Source organism: Micromonospora sp. NPDC007271, assembly GCF_040634005.1.
Classification (GTDB): domain Bacteria; phylum Actinomycetota; class Actinomycetes; order Mycobacteriales; family Micromonosporaceae; genus Micromonospora.
Genome location: NZ_JBEYER010000015.1, coordinates 66,811 through 83,482 on the forward strand (window position 1 = coordinate 66,811; position 16,672 = coordinate 83,482).

Below are 16,672 nucleotides of genomic sequence, written 5' to 3' on the forward strand. Positions count from 1 at the left end.
TCTTCCTCAGACCCGCTGGACGCTCGCTGGGAGCCTCACACCTCGTTGTCCGGATCCTCCACCGGCGCCTCCTCGTCGAGGAGATCGGCCGGGTCGACGGAGAACTCGAACGGCTGCCGCATGACGAAGGTGGTACCGGCTGCCGCGGCGGCGAGCGGGCGGTACTCCCCCTCCACCAGCTCGTAGAGCGCCATCGCCGGGACGCGGTTACGCAGGTCGACCCGGAGGAAGAAGGGCACATGCGCGGCGGCGTACTCGCGTGGCCGGTCGATCACGTCCTTGCGCCGGTTGCCCGGCGACACGATCTCACCGAGCAGCACCGCCTGGCTGATGTCGACCGCCGATCGGCCCCCTCCGGAACTCCGGAGCACCGCGATGTCCGGGATGAAGAGATCCTTGCCCGAGACCAGGTTGATCTCGGGGTAGACCCAGAGCCCGGTATGACGGGCGGCACGATGCAGCAGGTACGGCAACTCCCGCTCGACCGACTGATGGTCGATGCCCGCATGTGGTGTCACGATCACGCTTCCGCTGAGGACCTCGACCTTGGGGCCGTTGGTCTCCGGCAACAGTTCGAGGGCGAGCTCCGCCGTCCACGGCTCGTCGTGCCAGCGCAGCACGTCGAACGACGGCTCGGTGGGCTGCGGCGCCGGCTCGGGCGCGAAAGCGGCCTGGGCCATCCGGCTCACCCCCTCAGCGGGTCATCGTGCTCCACCCCACCCTAGCCGCGCTGCCCCGCTCCGGCCTGCTCGCACACCGTGTCCGTCAATCCTCAACAGGCCCGGCACCTGGGACATGAACGGATGCGAGCGGTGGCGAGAAGGGCTACGTGTCCCGGTGCCCGAGCGCCGGGTCGTCGGGCAGCAGCCCTCGGCCCTGCAAGAAGGAGATCAACTCGGTTCGCTGTTCCGCCGACAGGGTGTCCAGCGGAATGACCACTGCCCCACTCGTCTTGAGCGTCACGAGCAGTTGGTCCCGCACCTGCTCGATCCGGGTCACTGCCGGCCAGCGGACCAGGCTCTCCCCGTCCTCGCCCGCCCAGCGCACCCCCTCGTCGCCGAACGTCCAGCGGGCCGGCCCGGAGCGGCCCGGCCAGGCGGTCGCCACCACCCGGTGCAGCATCAGGGCCGGCGAGAAGAAGAAGAACAGGACGGCGGCGCCGGCCAGGACGGCGGCGACGATCCGAGGTTCCGGCAGCAGCGCGACGACGGCCAGCGCGCCCAGGGCTATCCCCGTACCCCGATAGGGCCGGAAGGGGTTGTGCAGGAGCCGCCGGTACGCGGCGGTGAACCGGACGCGGTCGGGCGTGGCCTCGAACTCGATCTTCACGGCAGCGGACGTTACGACCTGAAGCCCATCCGGCACGCTCCGCCGAACGGCCGAGGCTGCGGCGGCCCGTCAATCCTCTGGGCCGGGATATCACGACCGCGGACATCGGCGGCCGCTCAGGCCGGCCGTTGCAGGACGAAGGCGTCCAACTCGATGCCGCCGTACCAGTCGGTGCGGACGCCCAGGTGGGTCATGCCGAGCCGCCGGGCCACCGCCATCGACGGCTCGTTGCCCGCCATCACCACCGCGTAGACCTGCCGGGTGCCGGTGGCGAACTCCCGGTCGAGCACGGCGCGGGCCGCCTCGGTGGCGTAGCCGTGGCCCTGCGAGTCGGGGTGCAGGTGCCAGCCGATCTCGATGTCGTCGGTGGGCGTGACGCCGTCCTGACCGGGCAGCGGCTTCAGCAGGACGCTGCCCACGGCGTGTCCGGCGTCGCGCGGCTCGATCGCCCAGATGCCCCAGCGCCCGGCGTACTCGTCGTAGCGGTCACGCCAGGCGTGCACCCGCTCCACCGCCTCGGCCGGGTCGGTCATCCGCCCCTTGCCGCCGCCCAGCCAGCGCATCACCTCGTCCCGGGAGTAGATGTCGTAGACCCGGGCCAGGTCGCCGGGTGCGTCGGTCCAGTCGCGGACCACCAGCCGGTCGGTCGAGGCGATCATCATGCCGAGGGATGGTAGTGCGTCAGGGCACCGGGACGGCAGTGGGCGCTTCGGACTCGCGGATGCCGTAACGGCGGTAGACCCGGGCCAGCGGACCGGGGGCCCACCAGTTCCAGCGGCCGAGCAGGCGCATGGTCGCCGGCACCAGCAGGGCCCGCACCAGCGTCGCGTCGACCACGATCGCCACGATCATGCCGACCCCGATCAGCTTGATGTAGGACATGCCGCCGGTGGTGAAGCCGGCCACCACGATGATCAGCAGCAGCGCGGCGGCGGTGATGATCCGCCCGGTGTGCTGGAGCCCGCCGGCCACCGCGGCAGTGTTGTCGCCGGTCCGGTCCCATTCCTCGCGCACGCGGGAGAGCAGGAACACCTCGTAGTCGGTGGCCAGCCCGAAGAGCACCGCGAGCATGAGGATCGGGTTGCTCGGCTCGATGAAGCCGGTCGGGGTGAATCCGAGCAGGTCGGCGAGGTGACCGTCCTGGAAGATCCAGACCACCACGCCGAACGACGCGCCGATGGAGATCAGGTTCATCAGCACCGCCTTCACCGGCAGCACCAGCGACCCGAAGGCGAGGAAGAGCAGCAGCAGGGTGGCGCCGGCCATCAGCAGCGCCATCCAGGGCAGCCGGTCGCCGAGGCTGTCCAGCAGGTCCCGGTCGGCGCCGGGCCGCCCGCCGACCAGCACCTCCGCCCCGGCCGGCCCGGGCAGCTCGCGCAGCTCGCGGACCACCCGCTGGGCGACGTCGCCGGTCGGCTCGCCGGGGTAGCTCACCGAGAGCAGCGTCGTCTCGTCCCGCTCGGCCGCGACCCGTACCCCGGTCACCCCCGGCACCGCCGCGATCCGGTCCGCGAATCCGCGCGCCGCCTCGGCCGGCGCCCCGGAGACCAGCACGTCGATCGGGGCGACCTGGCCGCCGGGGAACTCGGCGGCGATCCGCTCGGAGACCACCCGGGGCGCGGCGTCGGCCGGCAGCACCCGCTCGTCGAAGCCGCCGAAGGAGACCCGCAGGAACGGCGTGGCCAGCACGCCGAGCAGCACCGCGACCCCGACCAGGTAGCGCACCGGGCGGCGCATCACGCTGCGCGCGATCCGGGCCCACGCGCCGCCCCCGTCGGCCGCCGCCGGCCCGGCACGGCGCGCCGCACGCCGCCACGGCAGGGGTACGCGCACCGCGTCGATCCGGCGGCCGAGCACCGCCAGCAGGGCCGGCAGGACGGTCAGCGCGGCCAGCATGGCGACCAGGACGGCGGCCACCCCGCCGAGGCCCATCGACCGGAGGAACGCCTGCGGGAAGATCAGCAGGCTGGCCAGGGCGAGGGCCACGGTGAGCCCGGAGACCAGCACGGTTCGGCCGGCGGTGGCCATGGTGCGGCGGACCGCCCCGGGCGTGTCGTGCCCGGCGGCGAGTTCCTCCCGGAACCGGCTGACCACGAAGAGGGCGTAGTCGACGGCCATGCCGAGGCCGATCAGCGTGATGATGTTGATCGCGAAGATCGACACATCGGTGAAGAGGTTGACCACGCGTACGGCGACGAAGGCACCCAGGATGGCCAGCCCGCCGATGAGCAGCGGCGTGGTGGCGGCCACCAGCCCGCCGAAGATCAGTACGAGGAGCACCAGCAGCACCGGCATGGACAGCGCCTCGGCCCGGGTGATGTCCTTCGTGGTCTGGGTGTTGGCGTAGCGCTGGAAGGCGACCGTGCCGCCGACCTCGGTTCGCAGCCCCGGGGCGTCCAGGGCCGGCCGCAGCGCCACGAACTGCCCGGCCCGCGCGTCGTCGTCCGTCGCGGCGAGCCGGATGAGGGCGTAGGTGGCCCGGCGGTCGGTGGCGACCAGCGCCGGGGCCGGGTTGTCGTACCAGGTGGTCACGCTGGTCACCTCGGGCCGCGAGCGCAGCCCCGCGACGGTGGCGGTGACCGGGTGACGGAAGGCGGGCTGGTCGACCGTCGCGGTGTCGCTGGACCAGAGCACGATCACGTCGGCACCCTGCCGGCCCAGTTCGGCGGTGACCCGCTCGGCGGTCCGGGCGGACTCGCTGGCCGGGTCCTGGAAGCCGCCACCGGTCAGTTCGCCGAAGACGCCGGTGCCCCAGGTCGAGCCGAGCACCACGAGCGCCACGGCGGCGGCCAGCACCGCCCACCGGGCGCGTACGACCATCCGCCCCCACCAGGCGAACATCGCCATCCCTCCTCGCCGAAGGTCGAAGTCGTATCCGGCTCGATCATCGGAGTGAACCTCGTTCACTATGCCGACTCCGGCAACACCCTCCCCGAAGGGGGCGCACGCCACTAGGCTGCCCGGACATGAACGACGGTATGCAGCTGCCGACCCGCGCCGACGTCGTGGTGGTCGGCTCCGGGCACAACGGCCTGGTCTCGGCGATCCTGCTGGCCCGCGCCGGCCTCGACGTGCTGGTGCTGGAGGCGGCCGAGGTGATCGGCGGGGCCACCCGGACGGAGAACCCGTTCCCCAAGGTGCCCGGCCTACGCCACTCCACCGGCTCCTACCTGCTCGGGCTGATGCCGCCGGAGCTGCTCGCCACGCTCGACGTGCACATCCCGGTGCTGCGCCGGGACCCGCACTACTTCCTGCCCACCCCGGGCGGGCTCGGCTCGCCGTACCTGCTCTTCGGCAGCGACGCCGCCGCGAGCCGGCGGCAGCTCGCGGAGATGTTCTCCCCCGCCGACGCGGCGGCCGACGACGCGCTCCAGGCCGAGCTGGCCCAGCTCCGCGAGGACCTGGCGCCGGCCTGGCTGACCGAGCCGCTGCCGGTCGAGGAGACCGCCGAGCGGTACGTCCGCCCGGCCCTGCGGCAGGTCTTCGTCGACCTGGTCCGCGGCTCGGTCGCCGACTACCTGGCCCGTTTCGACTTCCGCTCCGAGCTGCTGGTCAGCATGTACGCGGTCACCGACGGTCTGTCCGGCCTCAACGCCGGCCCGGACGACCCCGGCACCGGGCACAACTTCCTCGCGCACAACATGTGCCGGCTGCCCGGCTCGGGCGGGACCTGGATGATCGCCCAGGGCGGCATGGGCACCGTCTCCCGGACCTTCGCCGAGGCCGCCCGCGCCGCCGGGGCGACCATCCTGACCGGTACGCCGGTCACCGCGATCACCCTCGACGGCGGCGCGGCGTCCGGGGTCGTGCTGGCCGACGGACGGGAGGTCGCCGCGTCCGTGGTGCTCGGGGCCTGCGACCCGTACCGGTTGCTGGAGCTGCTGCCCGACGGCGCGCTCCCGGCCGGCCTGGCCGACCGGATGGCGGCGGTCCGCCGCCCCGGCACCACCCTCAAGCTCAACCTGGCGCTGCGCGGCCTGCCCCGCTTCTCCTGCCTGCCGGCGGACGCGCCCAGCCCGTTCGGCTCCACCATCCACCTGCTCCCCGGCTCCGCGTCGCTGGTCGGCGAGGGCGGCGAGTCGCCGATGGCCGCGCTGCGCGCCATGTGGGCGGACGTGCAGGCCGGGCGGCTGCCGGAGGAGCCGACCATCGAGTGGTACCTGCACACCACGGTCGACCCGTCGCTGGCCGACGACGCCGGGCACCACTCGTCGGCGCTGTTCGTGCAGTCCGTCCCGTACGAGCTGGCCGGCACCACCTGGGCCGAGGCGCTGCCCGGCTACGTCGACAAGCTGGTGGCGATCTGCGAGCGGTACGCCCCCGGCACCGGCGACCTGATCGCCGACGCGGTGCCGCTGCCCCCGCCCGGCATCGAGGCGCACTTCGGCATCACCGGCGGCCACATCCACCACGTCGACAACACCGTCTCGTTCACCGACCGGATGCCCTACGCCACCGGCGTCGACGGCGTGTACGCGGGCAGCGCCGGCTGCCACCCGGCCGGCAGCGTGATCGGTGCCGCCGGCCACAACGCCGCCCGCCGCATCCTCACCGACCTGGGCAAGGTGTAAGGAAGGGCACCTTCTTAACGCCTCCGGTCGAGAAGGGTTCCCTTCTCACACCGGAGGCGCGGGGCGGAGACGCCCACGGGAGGCGCGGGGTGGCGGGGCGGGTCAGCCCGCCTTGGTTTCGGCGTCGGCGCGCTGGGCGCGGATCTTGTGGCCGACGCTGGTCAGGCAGCGGCCGCTGGACAGGTCGAACTTCCAGCCGTGCAGCTGGCAGGTGAGCTGGTCGCCCTCGACGATGCCGAACCGGCTCAGGTCCGCCTTCAGGTGCGGGCAGCGCCGCTGCACCACCCAGCCGTCGAGGGTGATGTCCTCGGCGTCGACCGCCCGCTCGTGCTCGTCGTACCAGCCCTCCGCGTACTGGAGGCGCTCCTCCGACAGGCACTTGAAGAACGCGTAGACGAACTCGTTGTACTGGCCGATCCGGGCCGCGGAGAAGCGGCAGGAGAGGAAGAGCGAGTTGACCCAGTCCACCTCGCCGACGTGCAGCAGGTGCTCGATCAGCGCCCGCTCGGTGCGGAACCGGTAGCGGACCTTCTCGTCCGCGTACGGCCGGACCTCCTTGCCCGGGAAGTCCACCACGATGGATTCGACGCTCTCCCCGTCGTAGCCCACGAGGTCGAAGCGGACCGGGCCGCCGACGCCCTTGGCCAGGTAGATCGACTCGTCGAGCAGCGGCTCGATCCGGCGCTTCATCTCACCCAGCACGTCGATCTCGGGGTGCCGCCAGGACGCCTTCTCGGCCTCGATGATCGGGCGCTTGCGCTCCCGCATCTCCGCCAGGTGGGCCGCCTTGTCGGCGAAGAACTCCTCGACCGGCACCGGGTGGGTGGTGGTCGCGCCGGAGGTGGTGATCTCGGTGACGCTGCCCGGCAGCAGCACTATCCCGTTGGTGCCGCCGACCTTGGCGTACTCCGCCATGAAGACCGACTGGTCGGGGAAGATGTTGCCCTCGTCGCCGAAGATGTCGTTGAACTGCCACAACTCGTCGTCGAGGAAGCAGGGCGGGCCGGCGATCGGGAAGACGTGGTCGGCCTTGAGGTCGTCGATGTAGCGCCACGTGCGGTCGAACTGCCGGTCCCGCTTCTGCTTGCCGAACGCGGTCTTCGCCGCCTGCGGCAACTCGTAGACCATCGGGTACCAGATCGCGCCGGAGAACTGCAACAGGTGCGCGTGGACGTGGCCCAGCTCGGCGAAGACGCTCAGGTCGGTCGGGCGGGCGTCGTTCTGGTTGAGCAGGCGGACCCCGTCGTACTCCACCCAGAGCGAGGAGTCGCCGATCGGGCCGTCGGTCGGGCTGGTCAGCGCCTGGATCATGACCTTCAGGCCGCCGGGCAGCTCGACGACCTGCTCGTTCGGGGCCTTGAGGAACTTGGTGAAGCCCAGCGCCCGCAGCTCGTCCTCCATCTCCGAGGTGGGGAACTCGGGCAGCAGGACGGTGGCGTCCTTGGAGATGTGGTCGCGCAGGTGCTTCGCGTCGAAGTGGTCGCGGTGCAGGTGTGACACGTACAGGTAGTCGACCTGGCCGAGGGTCGCCCAGTCGAGCTGCGAGTTGTCCGGGAAAGGGAACCAGGAGGCGAAGTAGGCGGGATTGACCCACGGGTCGCACAGGATGCTGCCCGCGGCCGTGTCGATCCGCATACTGGCATGTCCCGTACCGGTCACTCGCACCGCAGTCCCCCTCGAAAGGCAATCAGGCGTACGTCAAGACGCTACCGGAGGCAGTGTGGCCATCGTCCCGCGACGCCGGTAGTGCCCGTTCGCCCGTACGGGACGGGTCCAACGGCTCGGGTGCGCCGGGGGGTGGCCCCGGGCCGGCGTACCCGTACCGGCCGGACCCCGCACCAGGCCGGCTGCGGGGCGTGCCAGACTAGCCGCAGATCCGATCGCGAGGGAAGGACCGACAGTGGCAGGAAGCGAGCCGGTAACCGCGCCAGATCAGCACAAGCCCGGAAACCGCAAGGCCGGACGGATCCTGGCGGTGCTGTCGGCGGCGATGTTGGTGTTGATGGCGTTCTGCGGCAACCACGAGGGCAAGGTCGAGGACATCTGGCTGGTCGGGATCGCCGCACTGCTGCTGGCCATCGTGATCGGCGACGCGGTGCTGCGCCGCAACGGGCTGCGGTCCTGACCCGCGCTCGACCGGTACCCGCGAGGGCCCGCCCCCGGCCGGGGGCGGGCCCTCGTCATGCGCGGGTCAGCGGCCGAGCAGGATGTCCTGCACGTCCTTGAGCGCGGCGTCGACCTCGGCCTCGAAGTAGCCGCCTTGTACCAGCCCGAAGCGCAGGGTGTCCAGGTCCTTCGGGTTCACCGGCATCGGGTTGCGGCCCTGCATGCCGCCGAGCAGGCTGTCGAAGAACCGGTCGACCTGGTCGGGGTCGTACCCGCTGCCGAAGCGGCGCACCTGGAAGCTGCGGCGGATCTGGTCCACCCGGTAGAGGTCGCTGCCGGGCGGACCGGCCATCGGCGGGCCGACCATCGGCGGACCGGCGGCGGGCGGACCGGCCATCGGCGGACCGGCGGGGGGCGGGCCGGCCATCGGCGGACCGGCGGGGGGCGGGCCGGCCATCGGCGGACCGGCCATCGGCGGGGGCCCGCCAAAGCCCTGCTGAGGCAGCGACGGCGGACCGGCCGGGCCACGACCACGCGGGTCCCGCAGGTCACGCTCGGGCATCCGGATCTCGGCGGTCATGTCGGGACGGCCGCGCCGGCCGGCCTCGAAACCGTCGAACCGGTCATCCGGGCCGTAGCCGCCCGGGCCTGCGGGCAGGCCGCGGGGCGGCGGGCCACCGTGCCCCATCGGGGCGCCCGGACCCACCGGGCCGGGGCCGGCCGGGCCGCGGGGAGCGTCGTAGCCGCCGCGCGGGCCGTCGTAGCCGCCGGCGAAGGCCCCGGTCGGCTCGTCGTAGCGGCCACCGGTCCGGTCGTCGTAGCGGTTGCCAGCCGGGTCGTCGTAGCGACCAGCGGCCGGATCGTCGTAGCGACCACCGGTCCGGTCGTCGTACCGGCCACCGGCCGGGTCGTCGTAACGGCCACCGATCGGATCGTCGTACCGGCCACCGGCCGGGTCGTCGTAGCGGTTACCGGCGGTCGGATCGTCGTAGCGGCCGCCGTAGCGGTCGGCGGGCGGGCCGGGCGGCGCGGGCATCTGTCGGGGCGGCATGGGCGGCTGCGGCACCGGCGAGAGGCCGCGGTCGTCCCGCATCGGCGGACCGAGCCGGTCGGCCATCCGGGGATCCCCACCCCGCCCGCCCGGGACGCCGCCGCGCTCCTCCAGCTCGGCCAGCTGCCGCTCCACCCGGTCGAGGTGCAGGTCGACCTGCCACTCGTCGTAGCCGTTGAACCGCACCCGGAAGACGACGTCGTGGACCTCCTGGGAGGCCACGGGCGCGCCGACCGGCTGACCGGCGAGTGTCGCCTCGACCCGGTCCAGGAAGGCGTCCACCTCGTCGACCTTGTATCCCCGGCGGAGCGCCTTACGCCGGAAACGCTGACCCTGACTCGCCACAATGTCTCCTGGTCTCGTACCGCTACGCCCGGTCACGCCGTTGCGACGGCTCGGTGTCCCTGTCCTCGGCGGCGGCGAGTTGACCACACGCGCCGTCGATCTCGCGTCCCCGGGTGTCGCGCACCGTGGTCGACACCCCGGCGTCGCGCAACCGCCGGACGAACTCCCGCTCGACCGGCTTCGGGCTGGCGTCCCAGCGGCTGCCCGGAGTCGGGTTGAGCGGGATGAGGTTCACGTGGGCCAGCTTGCCGGCCAGCAGCCGCCCGAGCAGATCGGCTCTCCACGGCTGGTCGTTCACGTCCTTGATCATCGCGTACTCGATCGACACGCGACGCCCCGTCGTGGCCGCGTAGTCCCACGCCGCGTCCAGCACCTCGGACACCTTCCAGCGCTGGTTGACCGGGACGAGTTCGTCGCGCAGCTCATCATCGGGGGCGTGCAGCGACAGCGCAAGAGTCACCGAGAGGTCTTCGCTGGCCAGTCGGCGGATGGCCGGGACCAGGCCGACCGTGGAGACGGTGATGTGCCGCTGGGACAGGCCGAGCCCCTCCGGTGCCGGCGCGACCAGCCGGCGGATCGCCGCGACCACCCGCGAGTAGTTGGCCAGTGGTTCGCCCATGCCCATGAAGACGACGTGTGACAGCCGCGGCGGCGAGCCGGCGACCGCCCCCGAGGCGGCCACCCCGGCGAGGTAGACAGCCTGGTCGACGATCTCGGCGGTCGACAGGTTACGGGTCAGGCCGGCCTGTCCGGTGGCGCAGAACGGGCAGGCCATGCCGCAGCCGGCCTGGCTGGAGATGCAGACGGTGACCCGGTCCGGGTAGCCCATCAGCACGCTCTCCACCAGCGAGCCGTCGTGCAGCCGCCAGAGCGCCTTCCGGGTGGCACCCTCGTCGCACGCCAGCTCGCGTACCGGGGTGAGCAGGGTGGGCAGCAGTGCCCCGGCCAGCCGCTCCCGGGTGGCCGCCGGCAGGTCGGTCATCCGGGTGGGATCGCGGACGAGGCGACCGAAGTAGTGGTTGGAGACCTGCTTGGCGCGGAAGGCCGGCTCCCCCAGCTCGGCGACGAGCGCCTGCCGGCCCGGCAGGTCCAGGTCGGCGAGGTGACGGGGCGGCATCGCGGGCCGGCGGCCACGGGCGTCGGGGTCAACGGAGATCAGGGGGAGACTCGTCATGGCGCGTCCAGTCTGACACGCCAGGGGCGGGGCGCACCCGTCCGTAGGGGCCGAATCGACCCCGACCGGCTGGTGGATGCGCGCCCACCCACGTGATTCATCCCTCAGCCCGCCATCGGCACCAGGACCGCCAGCAACAGGTACGCCGTCGGCACCGCGAACAGGATCGAGTCGAGCCGGTCCATCAGGCCGCCGTGCCCGGGGAGCAGGTTGCTCATATCCTTGACCCCGAGGTCCCGCTTGATCATCGACTCGGCCAGGTCACCGACGACCGCCGCGCACGAGATCGCCACCCCGAACAGCGCGCCCCACCAGGGAGCCACGTCGAGCAGCAGCCAGAGCAGCAGGGCGCTGCCCGCCGCGGCCGCGGTCACCGAGCCGGCGAAGCCTTCCCAGGACTTCTTCGGGCTGATCCGGGGAGCCATCGGATGCTTGCCGAAGGCGACACCGGCCGCGTAGCCGCCGGTGTCGGAGAGCACCACGGCAACCAGGGTGACCAGCACCCGGAAGGGCCCGTCGTCGGGGGCGGCCGCGAGCATGGCCGCGAAGCCGCCGAGGAAGGGCACGTAGACCGCGATCAGGGTGGCGGCCGTCAGGTCCCGCTGGTAGTTGCCGGGCCCGTCACCCAAGCGCCAGATCATCGCGCCGAGCACGGTGACCAGCAGGCCGAGACTCTGCGCGTCCGGGCCGGCGAACCAGGCCAGCCCGACGGTGATCACGCCACCGGCGATCAGCGGGACCAGCGGCGGGTGGGCCCCGCTCCGCCGGACCGCCCGGGCCATCTCCCAGATGCCGATCCCCACCGCGGCGGCGATCACGGCGAGGAACGCCAGCGGGTAGAGGAAGAGCGGCAGCACGATCGCCGCGCCGAGTGCCAGCCCGACCCCGATGGCGGCCGGCAGGTTGCGGCCCGCCCGGCCGGCGGCCGGCTGGGTTGTCGCCGGCCGGTCCGCGCTGGCCCGGCGGCGGCCCCGCCCGCGCCGGCCCGACCGCCGCCCGGGTGCCGGATCGTCCGCTACCGCCGTCAGCGGGCCGGTCGATTCGTCCCGGACCGGGGCGATCTGCGCGGTCGGGTACTCGTCGTCCGGCATGTCGGATCGACTACCCCGAACCGGCTCGTCGTAGGCCCGGTCACGCGGGTCGCTGCCCGCGTCCCGGTACGGGGGCTCCTCCCGCGGGCCCGGACCCGGGCCACGATGGTGCGGGCCGGCAGCCCACCGGTCGCGCTCGTCGCGGTGGGTCGGGTCGCGGTCCCACGGGTCGCCCTCGTCCCGGTACGCCGGGCCGGCGTCCCACCGGTCGGGCTCATCGGCGCGGGTCGGGCCGCGGTCCCGGCGGTCGCGCTCGTCCCGGTCGATTCCCGGAGGAGCCAGGTCGTCGCGGTGGCCGGCCTGTTCGCGCCAGCCGCGGTCCGCACCCTGGTACGCCCGGTCGTCCCGGCCGGGGCCCGGGTGGTCCTCGTACGACCGGCGGCCGCGCGGCGCGTCGTACCGCGCGTCGTCCGGCCACGGCGGGGCGTACGGATCAGCGGCGGGACGGGTACGACCGGGCGACTCCGCGTACGCCTCCGCGCCGCCGCCCGGCCGCTGCCAGGGCTGCGGTTCGAGGTCGGTCTCCGGCCACGGCAGCGGGGCCGGGCGGTCCCAGCCGCGCGACTCGGCGGCGCCGTAGGGGTCGGGGCGGGACATCACGTACCGAGCGGACGCGGTACGGGAGCCACATGACGCAAAACCAAGACCATCCCCTACAGGCGTGACTGTTCCGGTTGACCGACCCGACGGCCGGCCGATCCCCGCCGTTCACCCCGTGGTGGTCGGGAATCGTGCCGAGCCTACTGCACCCGGGAACCCGGGACGGCGCACGATGGCCCACACGACGACGGCACCGGCCCACCGCCCGGAAGGGCGGCGGCACGCCGGTGCCGTGACGGATGGTCGACCGCTCAGACCTCGAGCAGCTCGGTCTCCTTGCGCTTGACCAGCTCGTCGACGGTGGCGACGAACCGCTGGGTCAGGTCGTCCAGCTCCTTCTCGGCGCGCCGGCCCTCGTCCTCGCCGACCTCGCCGTCCTTGACCAGGCGGTCCAGCTCTTCCTTGCCCTTGCGGCGGATGTTGCGGACGGCGACCTTGGCCTCCTCGCCCTTCTGCCGGGCCGCCTTGATCATGTCGCGGCGCCGCTCCTCGGTCATCTGCGGGAGCAGGATGCGCAGCTGGTTGCCCTCGTTGTTCGGGTTGACCCCGAGGTCGGAATCGCGGATCGCCTTCTCCATGGCGCCCAGCTGCGAGTTGTCGTACGGCTTGATGATCACCATGCGCGGCTCCGGCACCGCGATGGACGCCATCTGCGGCAGCGGCGTGGGGCTGCCGTAGTAGTCGATGAGGATCCGGGAGAACATGGCGGCGTTGGCGCGACCGGTGCGGATGCCCCCGAACTCTTCCTTGGCGTGCTCGATGGCACGCTCCATCTTCTCCTCGGCCTCGAGGAGGGTGTCGTCGATCACCGGTCTCCTCGCCTCCTTCTGTTGCTCGTCGTGGACTGTGCTGCTGCTGTCGTATCGCCGGGACCGCTGTCGGCTCGGCCGGCCGCTCAGGCGGTGATCAGGGTGCCGATCTTCTCGCCGCCGACGGCGCGGACAATGGTGTCGTCGCCCTGGGCACCGAAGACCAGCATCGGCAGGCCGTTCTCCATGCAGAGGCTGAACGCCGCGGCGTCGGCCACCCGCAGGTTGCGGCGCAGCACCTCGGAGAAGGTGATCGAGTCGAGCTTGCTCGCGGTCGGGTCGGTCCGGGGGTCCGCCGTGTACACGGCGTCCACGCCGTTCTTGCTCATCAGCACCACGTCGGCACGGATCTCCAGCGCCCGCTGAGCCGCGACGGTGTCGGTGGAGAAGTACGGCATGCCGGCGCCGGCGCCGAAGATGACCACGCGGCCCTTCTCCAGGTGCCGGATCGCCCGCAGCGGGATGTACGGCTCGGCGACCTGAGCCATGGTGATCGCGCTCTGCACCCGGGTCTCGATGCCCTCCTTCTCCAGGAAGTCCTGGAGGGCCAGGCAGTTCATCACCGTGCCGAGCATGCCCATGTAGTCGGCCCGGGCCCGGTCCATGCCGCGCTTCTGCAGCTCGGCACCGCGGAAGAAGTTGCCGCCGCCGACCACCACGGAGACCTGCACGCCGCGGCGCACCACGGTGGCGATCTGCCGGGCGATGCCCTGGACGACGTCCGGGTCGACGCCGATCGCGCCGCCGCCGAAGACCTCGCCGGACAGCTTCAGCACCACCCGGCGGGCCCGGCCGGGCGGTGGGGCGGTCGGATCATCCGCCGCCAGGCTCCGGTCACTCACAACCTGCGTCATCCGCCCCGCCCCTTCCGTCGCGCACCCCGGGTGCGCGTACCGCGTACCTGCCGTTGCCGACCCTATGTGACGAGGAGGCCGCGGTGCCTGTCACGTACACCGGCGGCCTCCTCGTCGACGTTCCCCTGGCCACGGTCGCGTCACGCGTCCGCGGCGGCGGCTCAGGCCTGGCCGACCTCGAACCGCAGGAAGCCGGTCACCTCGATGCCGGCCTCGGCCAGCACCTGCTGCACCGTCTTCTTGTTGTCGGTGACCGACGCCTGCTCCAGCAGGACGAAGTCCTTGAAGAAGGCGTTCACCCGGCCCTCGACGATCTTCGGCAGCGCCGCCTCGGGCTTGTTCTCCTCGCGGGCGGTCTGCTCGGCGACGCGCCGCTCCGACTCGACGACCTCGGCCGGGACCTCGTCGCGGGCGAGGTACCTCGGCCGCATCGCGGCGACCTGCATGGCCACGCCACGGGCGTCCGCGTCGGCGGCCTCGTCGCTCTTGCCGGTGTACTGCACCAGCACGCCGACGGCCGGCGGCAGGTCCTGGCTCTTGCGGTGCAGGTAGACCGCGGTGGTGCCATCGAGCTTGGCGAAACGGTTGAGCACCAGCTTCTCGCCGATCTTGGCGGACTGCTCCTGGATCAGGTCGGCGACGGTCTTGCCGTCGATGGTGCTGGCGAGCAGCTCCTCGGCGCTGCTCGCGCCGCTGGCCACGCCGTGCTCGACCAGCTGCTGGGCCAGCGCGATGAAGGCGTCGTTCTTGGCGACGAAGTCGGTCTCGCAGTTGAGCTCGAGCAGCGCCTGGCCGGCGTGCGCGATGAGGCCGTTGGCGGCGGTGCGGCCGGCCCGCTTGCCGACGTCCTTGGCGCCCTTGACACGCAGGATCTCGACGGCCTTGTCGAAGTCGCCCTCGGCCTCGGCCAACGCCTTCTTGCAGTCCATCATGCCGGCGCCGGTGAGGTCGCGGAGCTTCTTGACGTCCGCGGCGGTGAAGTTGGACATGGCTCTCTCTTCGGGTCTTGAGACTGCGGTGGGATGGTCTGGCTGCCGGTTACCCGGATCCGGGCCGGTTGTGCCCGGGAGACCCGCCGCGCCCCACCGGCCGAAGAACCGGACGGTGGGGACGCGACGGCTCGATCACTCCGCGGCGGTGGTCGCCGGCTGCTCGTCGCCCTTCTTCGGCTCCTCGAGCAGCTCGCGCTCCCACTCGGCCAGCGGCTCGTCGGCACCGACCTGGCCCGGCTCGGGCTTCTCGTCGGTGCCCCGGCGCCGGCCGGAGCGGGCGATCAGGCCGTCCGCGACGGCGGCGGCGACGACCTTGGTCAGCAACTCGGCCGAACGGATCGCGTCGTCGTTGCCCGGGATCGGGAAGTCGACCTCGTCCGGGTCGCAGTTGGTGTCGAGCACGGCGATGACCGGGATGCCCAGCTTGCGGGCCTCGTCGACGGCGATGTGCTCCTTCTTGGTGTCCACCACCCAGACCGCCGCCGGGAGCTTCTGCATGTCCCGCAGACCACCGAGGGTCTTGCTCAGCTTCTCCTTCTCGCGGGAGAGCTGCAGGGTCTCCTTCTTGGTGTAACCGGCGGCGGTGCCGCTCAGGTCACCCAGGGCCTCCAGCTCCTTCATCCGCTGGAGCCGCTTGTACACCGTCTGGAAGTTGGTCAGCATGCCACCGAGCCAGCGGTGGTTCACGTACGGCTGGCCGACCCGGGTCGCCTGCTCGGCGATCGCCTCCTGGGCCTGCTTCTTGGTGCCGACGAAGAGGATGCTGCCGCCCTCGGCCACCGTGTTGCGCACGAAGTCGTACGCCTTCTCGATGTAGTCGAGCGTCTGGCGCAGGTCGATGATGTAGATGCCGTTACGCTCGGTGAAGATGAAGCGCTTCATCTTCGGGTTCCAGCGGCGGGTCTGGTGCCCGAAGTGGACACCGCTCTCCAGCAGCTGACGCATGGTCACGACGGCCATGGTGGGTACTCCTTGCGGTCCCTGGTTTGTCCCGCCCGGCCGGCGGCCGGGCGGCCTGGCACCCGGTCGCCGGCCGTGACGGACCCGATCATGATCGGGACCAGGGAGGCCGGCACTCCACGGAAATGTCCGTGGAGTGGGCACGCGAGGTCGACCGCACGGGGCGGTCGCCAGTCGACCAGTGTACGCCCCTTCGCCGTACGCCGGTCCCGGGGTGCGGGAACGCCCAGCGGGGCGCTTACCGGGCACGGCCCCGGGCCGCTCGCGGCGGGTGGCGGCTTCCGGCACCTCGGACACCGCCACCTGCTGCGCCGGGGGTGGGTCAGCGGGCGGCGAGCGCCGCCGCGACGAAGAGCACGAGCCCGACGGTCAGGTAGGCCGTCGGCGGCCGGAGCCAGCCGCGGCTGCCGTCGGCGAGGGCCAGGCCGCCGGTGCGCAGCCCGTACAGGCCGGCGCCGAAGATGGGCAACCCCACCACCAGGAACGTGCCCACCACGACGTGCGAGGTGGAGACCGGATCGCCCACCAGGCCGCGCAGGAGCACCCGCAGGGCCGGAGCTTCCAGGGCCAGCACCAGCACCGCCAGCAGCACCGCGAGCGCCGGCCGGCGGGTCCGGTAGACGCCGTCCCCCGGCGACGGACCGTCGGGCCGGGGCACGACCGAGGGCATCGGCCCGGTCGGCACGTCCAGCGGGTGCGGGGCCGGACCGCCCGACACATCCAACGGATGCGGGACCGGACCGCCCGACACATCCAACGGATGCGGGACCGGACCGCCCGACACATCCAA

14 protein-coding genes and 1 pseudogene are annotated in these 16,672 nt (G+C 72.5%); 2 read left to right on the top strand and 13 right to left on the bottom strand.

Translation table 11 applies throughout. The features are described from left to right. Positions 1 to 35: 35 nt before the first annotated feature. From ABZ570_RS08220 to ABZ570_RS08235, 4 genes are all read right to left on the bottom strand, one after another. Complete coding sequence (locus ABZ570_RS08220) at positions 36 to 680, bottom strand: Uma2 family endonuclease (protein ID WP_358058751.1); 645 nt, start codon at positions 678 to 680, stop codon at positions 36 to 38. A gap of 145 nt (positions 681 to 825) precedes the next feature. Beyond that, positions 826 to 1,329, bottom strand: a complete 504-nt coding sequence (locus ABZ570_RS08225) for a YcxB family protein (protein WP_358058754.1) — start codon at positions 1,327 to 1,329, stop codon at positions 826 to 828. Between the two features lie 116 nt (positions 1,330 to 1,445). Further along, complete coding sequence (locus ABZ570_RS08230; RefSeq protein ID WP_358058757.1) at positions 1,446 to 1,991, bottom strand: GNAT family N-acetyltransferase; 546 nt, start codon at positions 1,989 to 1,991, stop codon at positions 1,446 to 1,448. Between the two features lie 19 nt (positions 1,992 to 2,010). Next, a complete protein-coding gene (locus tag ABZ570_RS08235) occupies positions 2,011 to 4,170 on the bottom strand; it encodes an MMPL family transporter (protein ID WP_358058760.1) in 2,160 nt (719 codons plus the stop codon). Between the two features lie 125 nt (positions 4,171 to 4,295). Here ABZ570_RS08235 and ABZ570_RS08240 point away from each other — a divergent pair, with 125 nt between their 5' ends. Then, positions 4,296 to 5,900 (top strand): NAD(P)/FAD-dependent oxidoreductase, encoded by a 1,605-nt coding sequence (locus tag ABZ570_RS08240; RefSeq protein ID WP_358058763.1) that lies wholly within the window; start codon positions 4,296 to 4,298, stop codon positions 5,898 to 5,900. A 102-nt stretch (positions 5,901 to 6,002) separates the two neighbouring features. On the opposite strand, the gene ABZ570_RS08245 is transcribed toward ABZ570_RS08240, so the two are convergent. After that, a complete protein-coding gene (locus ABZ570_RS08245) occupies positions 6,003 to 7,565 on the bottom strand; it encodes a Rieske 2Fe-2S domain-containing protein (RefSeq protein WP_358058766.1) in 1,563 nt (520 codons plus the stop codon). 235 nt (positions 7,566 to 7,800) lie between these two features. On the opposite strand from ABZ570_RS08245, the gene ABZ570_RS08250 reads away from it, so the two are divergent. Beyond that, positions 7,801 to 8,025: a DUF2631 domain-containing protein gene (locus ABZ570_RS08250; protein WP_197698306.1), complete on the top strand. Its 225-nt coding sequence runs from the start codon at positions 7,801 to 7,803 to the stop codon at positions 8,023 to 8,025. Between the two features lie 66 nt (positions 8,026 to 8,091). On the opposite strand, the gene ABZ570_RS08255 is transcribed toward ABZ570_RS08250, so the two are convergent. The 8 genes and pseudogenes from ABZ570_RS08255 to ABZ570_RS08290 form a co-directional block, all read right to left on the bottom strand. Beyond that, the gene (locus tag ABZ570_RS08255) at positions 8,092 to 9,402 is read right to left on the bottom strand and encodes a DivIVA domain-containing protein (protein WP_358058770.1); all 1,311 of its coding nucleotides are present in this window, start codon (positions 9,400 to 9,402) and stop codon (positions 8,092 to 8,094) included. A gap of 22 nt (positions 9,403 to 9,424) precedes the next feature. After that, positions 9,425 to 10,576 carry a 23S rRNA (adenine(2503)-C(2))-methyltransferase RlmN gene (gene rlmN, locus ABZ570_RS08260; protein ID WP_358058773.1) on the bottom strand — a complete coding sequence of 384 codons (1,152 nt, stop codon included), beginning with the start codon at positions 10,574 to 10,576 and terminating at the stop codon, positions 9,425 to 9,427. A 104-nt stretch (positions 10,577 to 10,680) separates the two neighbouring features. Further along, positions 10,681 to 12,264 carry a phosphatidate cytidylyltransferase gene (locus tag ABZ570_RS08265; RefSeq protein ID WP_358058776.1) on the bottom strand — a complete coding sequence of 528 codons (1,584 nt, stop codon included), beginning with the start codon at positions 12,262 to 12,264 and terminating at the stop codon, positions 10,681 to 10,683. 254 nt (positions 12,265 to 12,518) lie between these two features. Then, complete coding sequence (gene frr / locus ABZ570_RS08270) at positions 12,519 to 13,076, bottom strand: ribosome recycling factor (RefSeq protein ID WP_358058779.1); 558 nt, start codon at positions 13,074 to 13,076, stop codon at positions 12,519 to 12,521. 86 nt (positions 13,077 to 13,162) lie between these two features. Further along, positions 13,163 to 13,930 carry a UMP kinase gene (pyrH, locus tag ABZ570_RS08275; RefSeq protein WP_358058782.1) on the bottom strand — a complete coding sequence of 256 codons (768 nt, stop codon included), beginning with the start codon at positions 13,928 to 13,930 and terminating at the stop codon, positions 13,163 to 13,165. 161 nt (positions 13,931 to 14,091) lie between these two features. Beyond that, complete coding sequence (gene tsf, locus ABZ570_RS08280) at positions 14,092 to 14,919, bottom strand: translation elongation factor Ts (RefSeq protein WP_358058785.1); 828 nt, start codon at positions 14,917 to 14,919, stop codon at positions 14,092 to 14,094. A 135-nt stretch (positions 14,920 to 15,054) separates the two neighbouring features. Then, the gene (rpsB, locus tag ABZ570_RS08285; protein WP_358058788.1) at positions 15,055 to 15,882 is read right to left on the bottom strand and encodes a 30S ribosomal protein S2; all 828 of its coding nucleotides are present in this window, start codon (positions 15,880 to 15,882) and stop codon (positions 15,055 to 15,057) included. A 322-nt stretch (positions 15,883 to 16,204) separates the two neighbouring features. Beyond that, a pseudogene (locus ABZ570_RS08290) lies at positions 16,205 to 16,672 on the bottom strand (hypothetical protein); the annotation flags it as partial.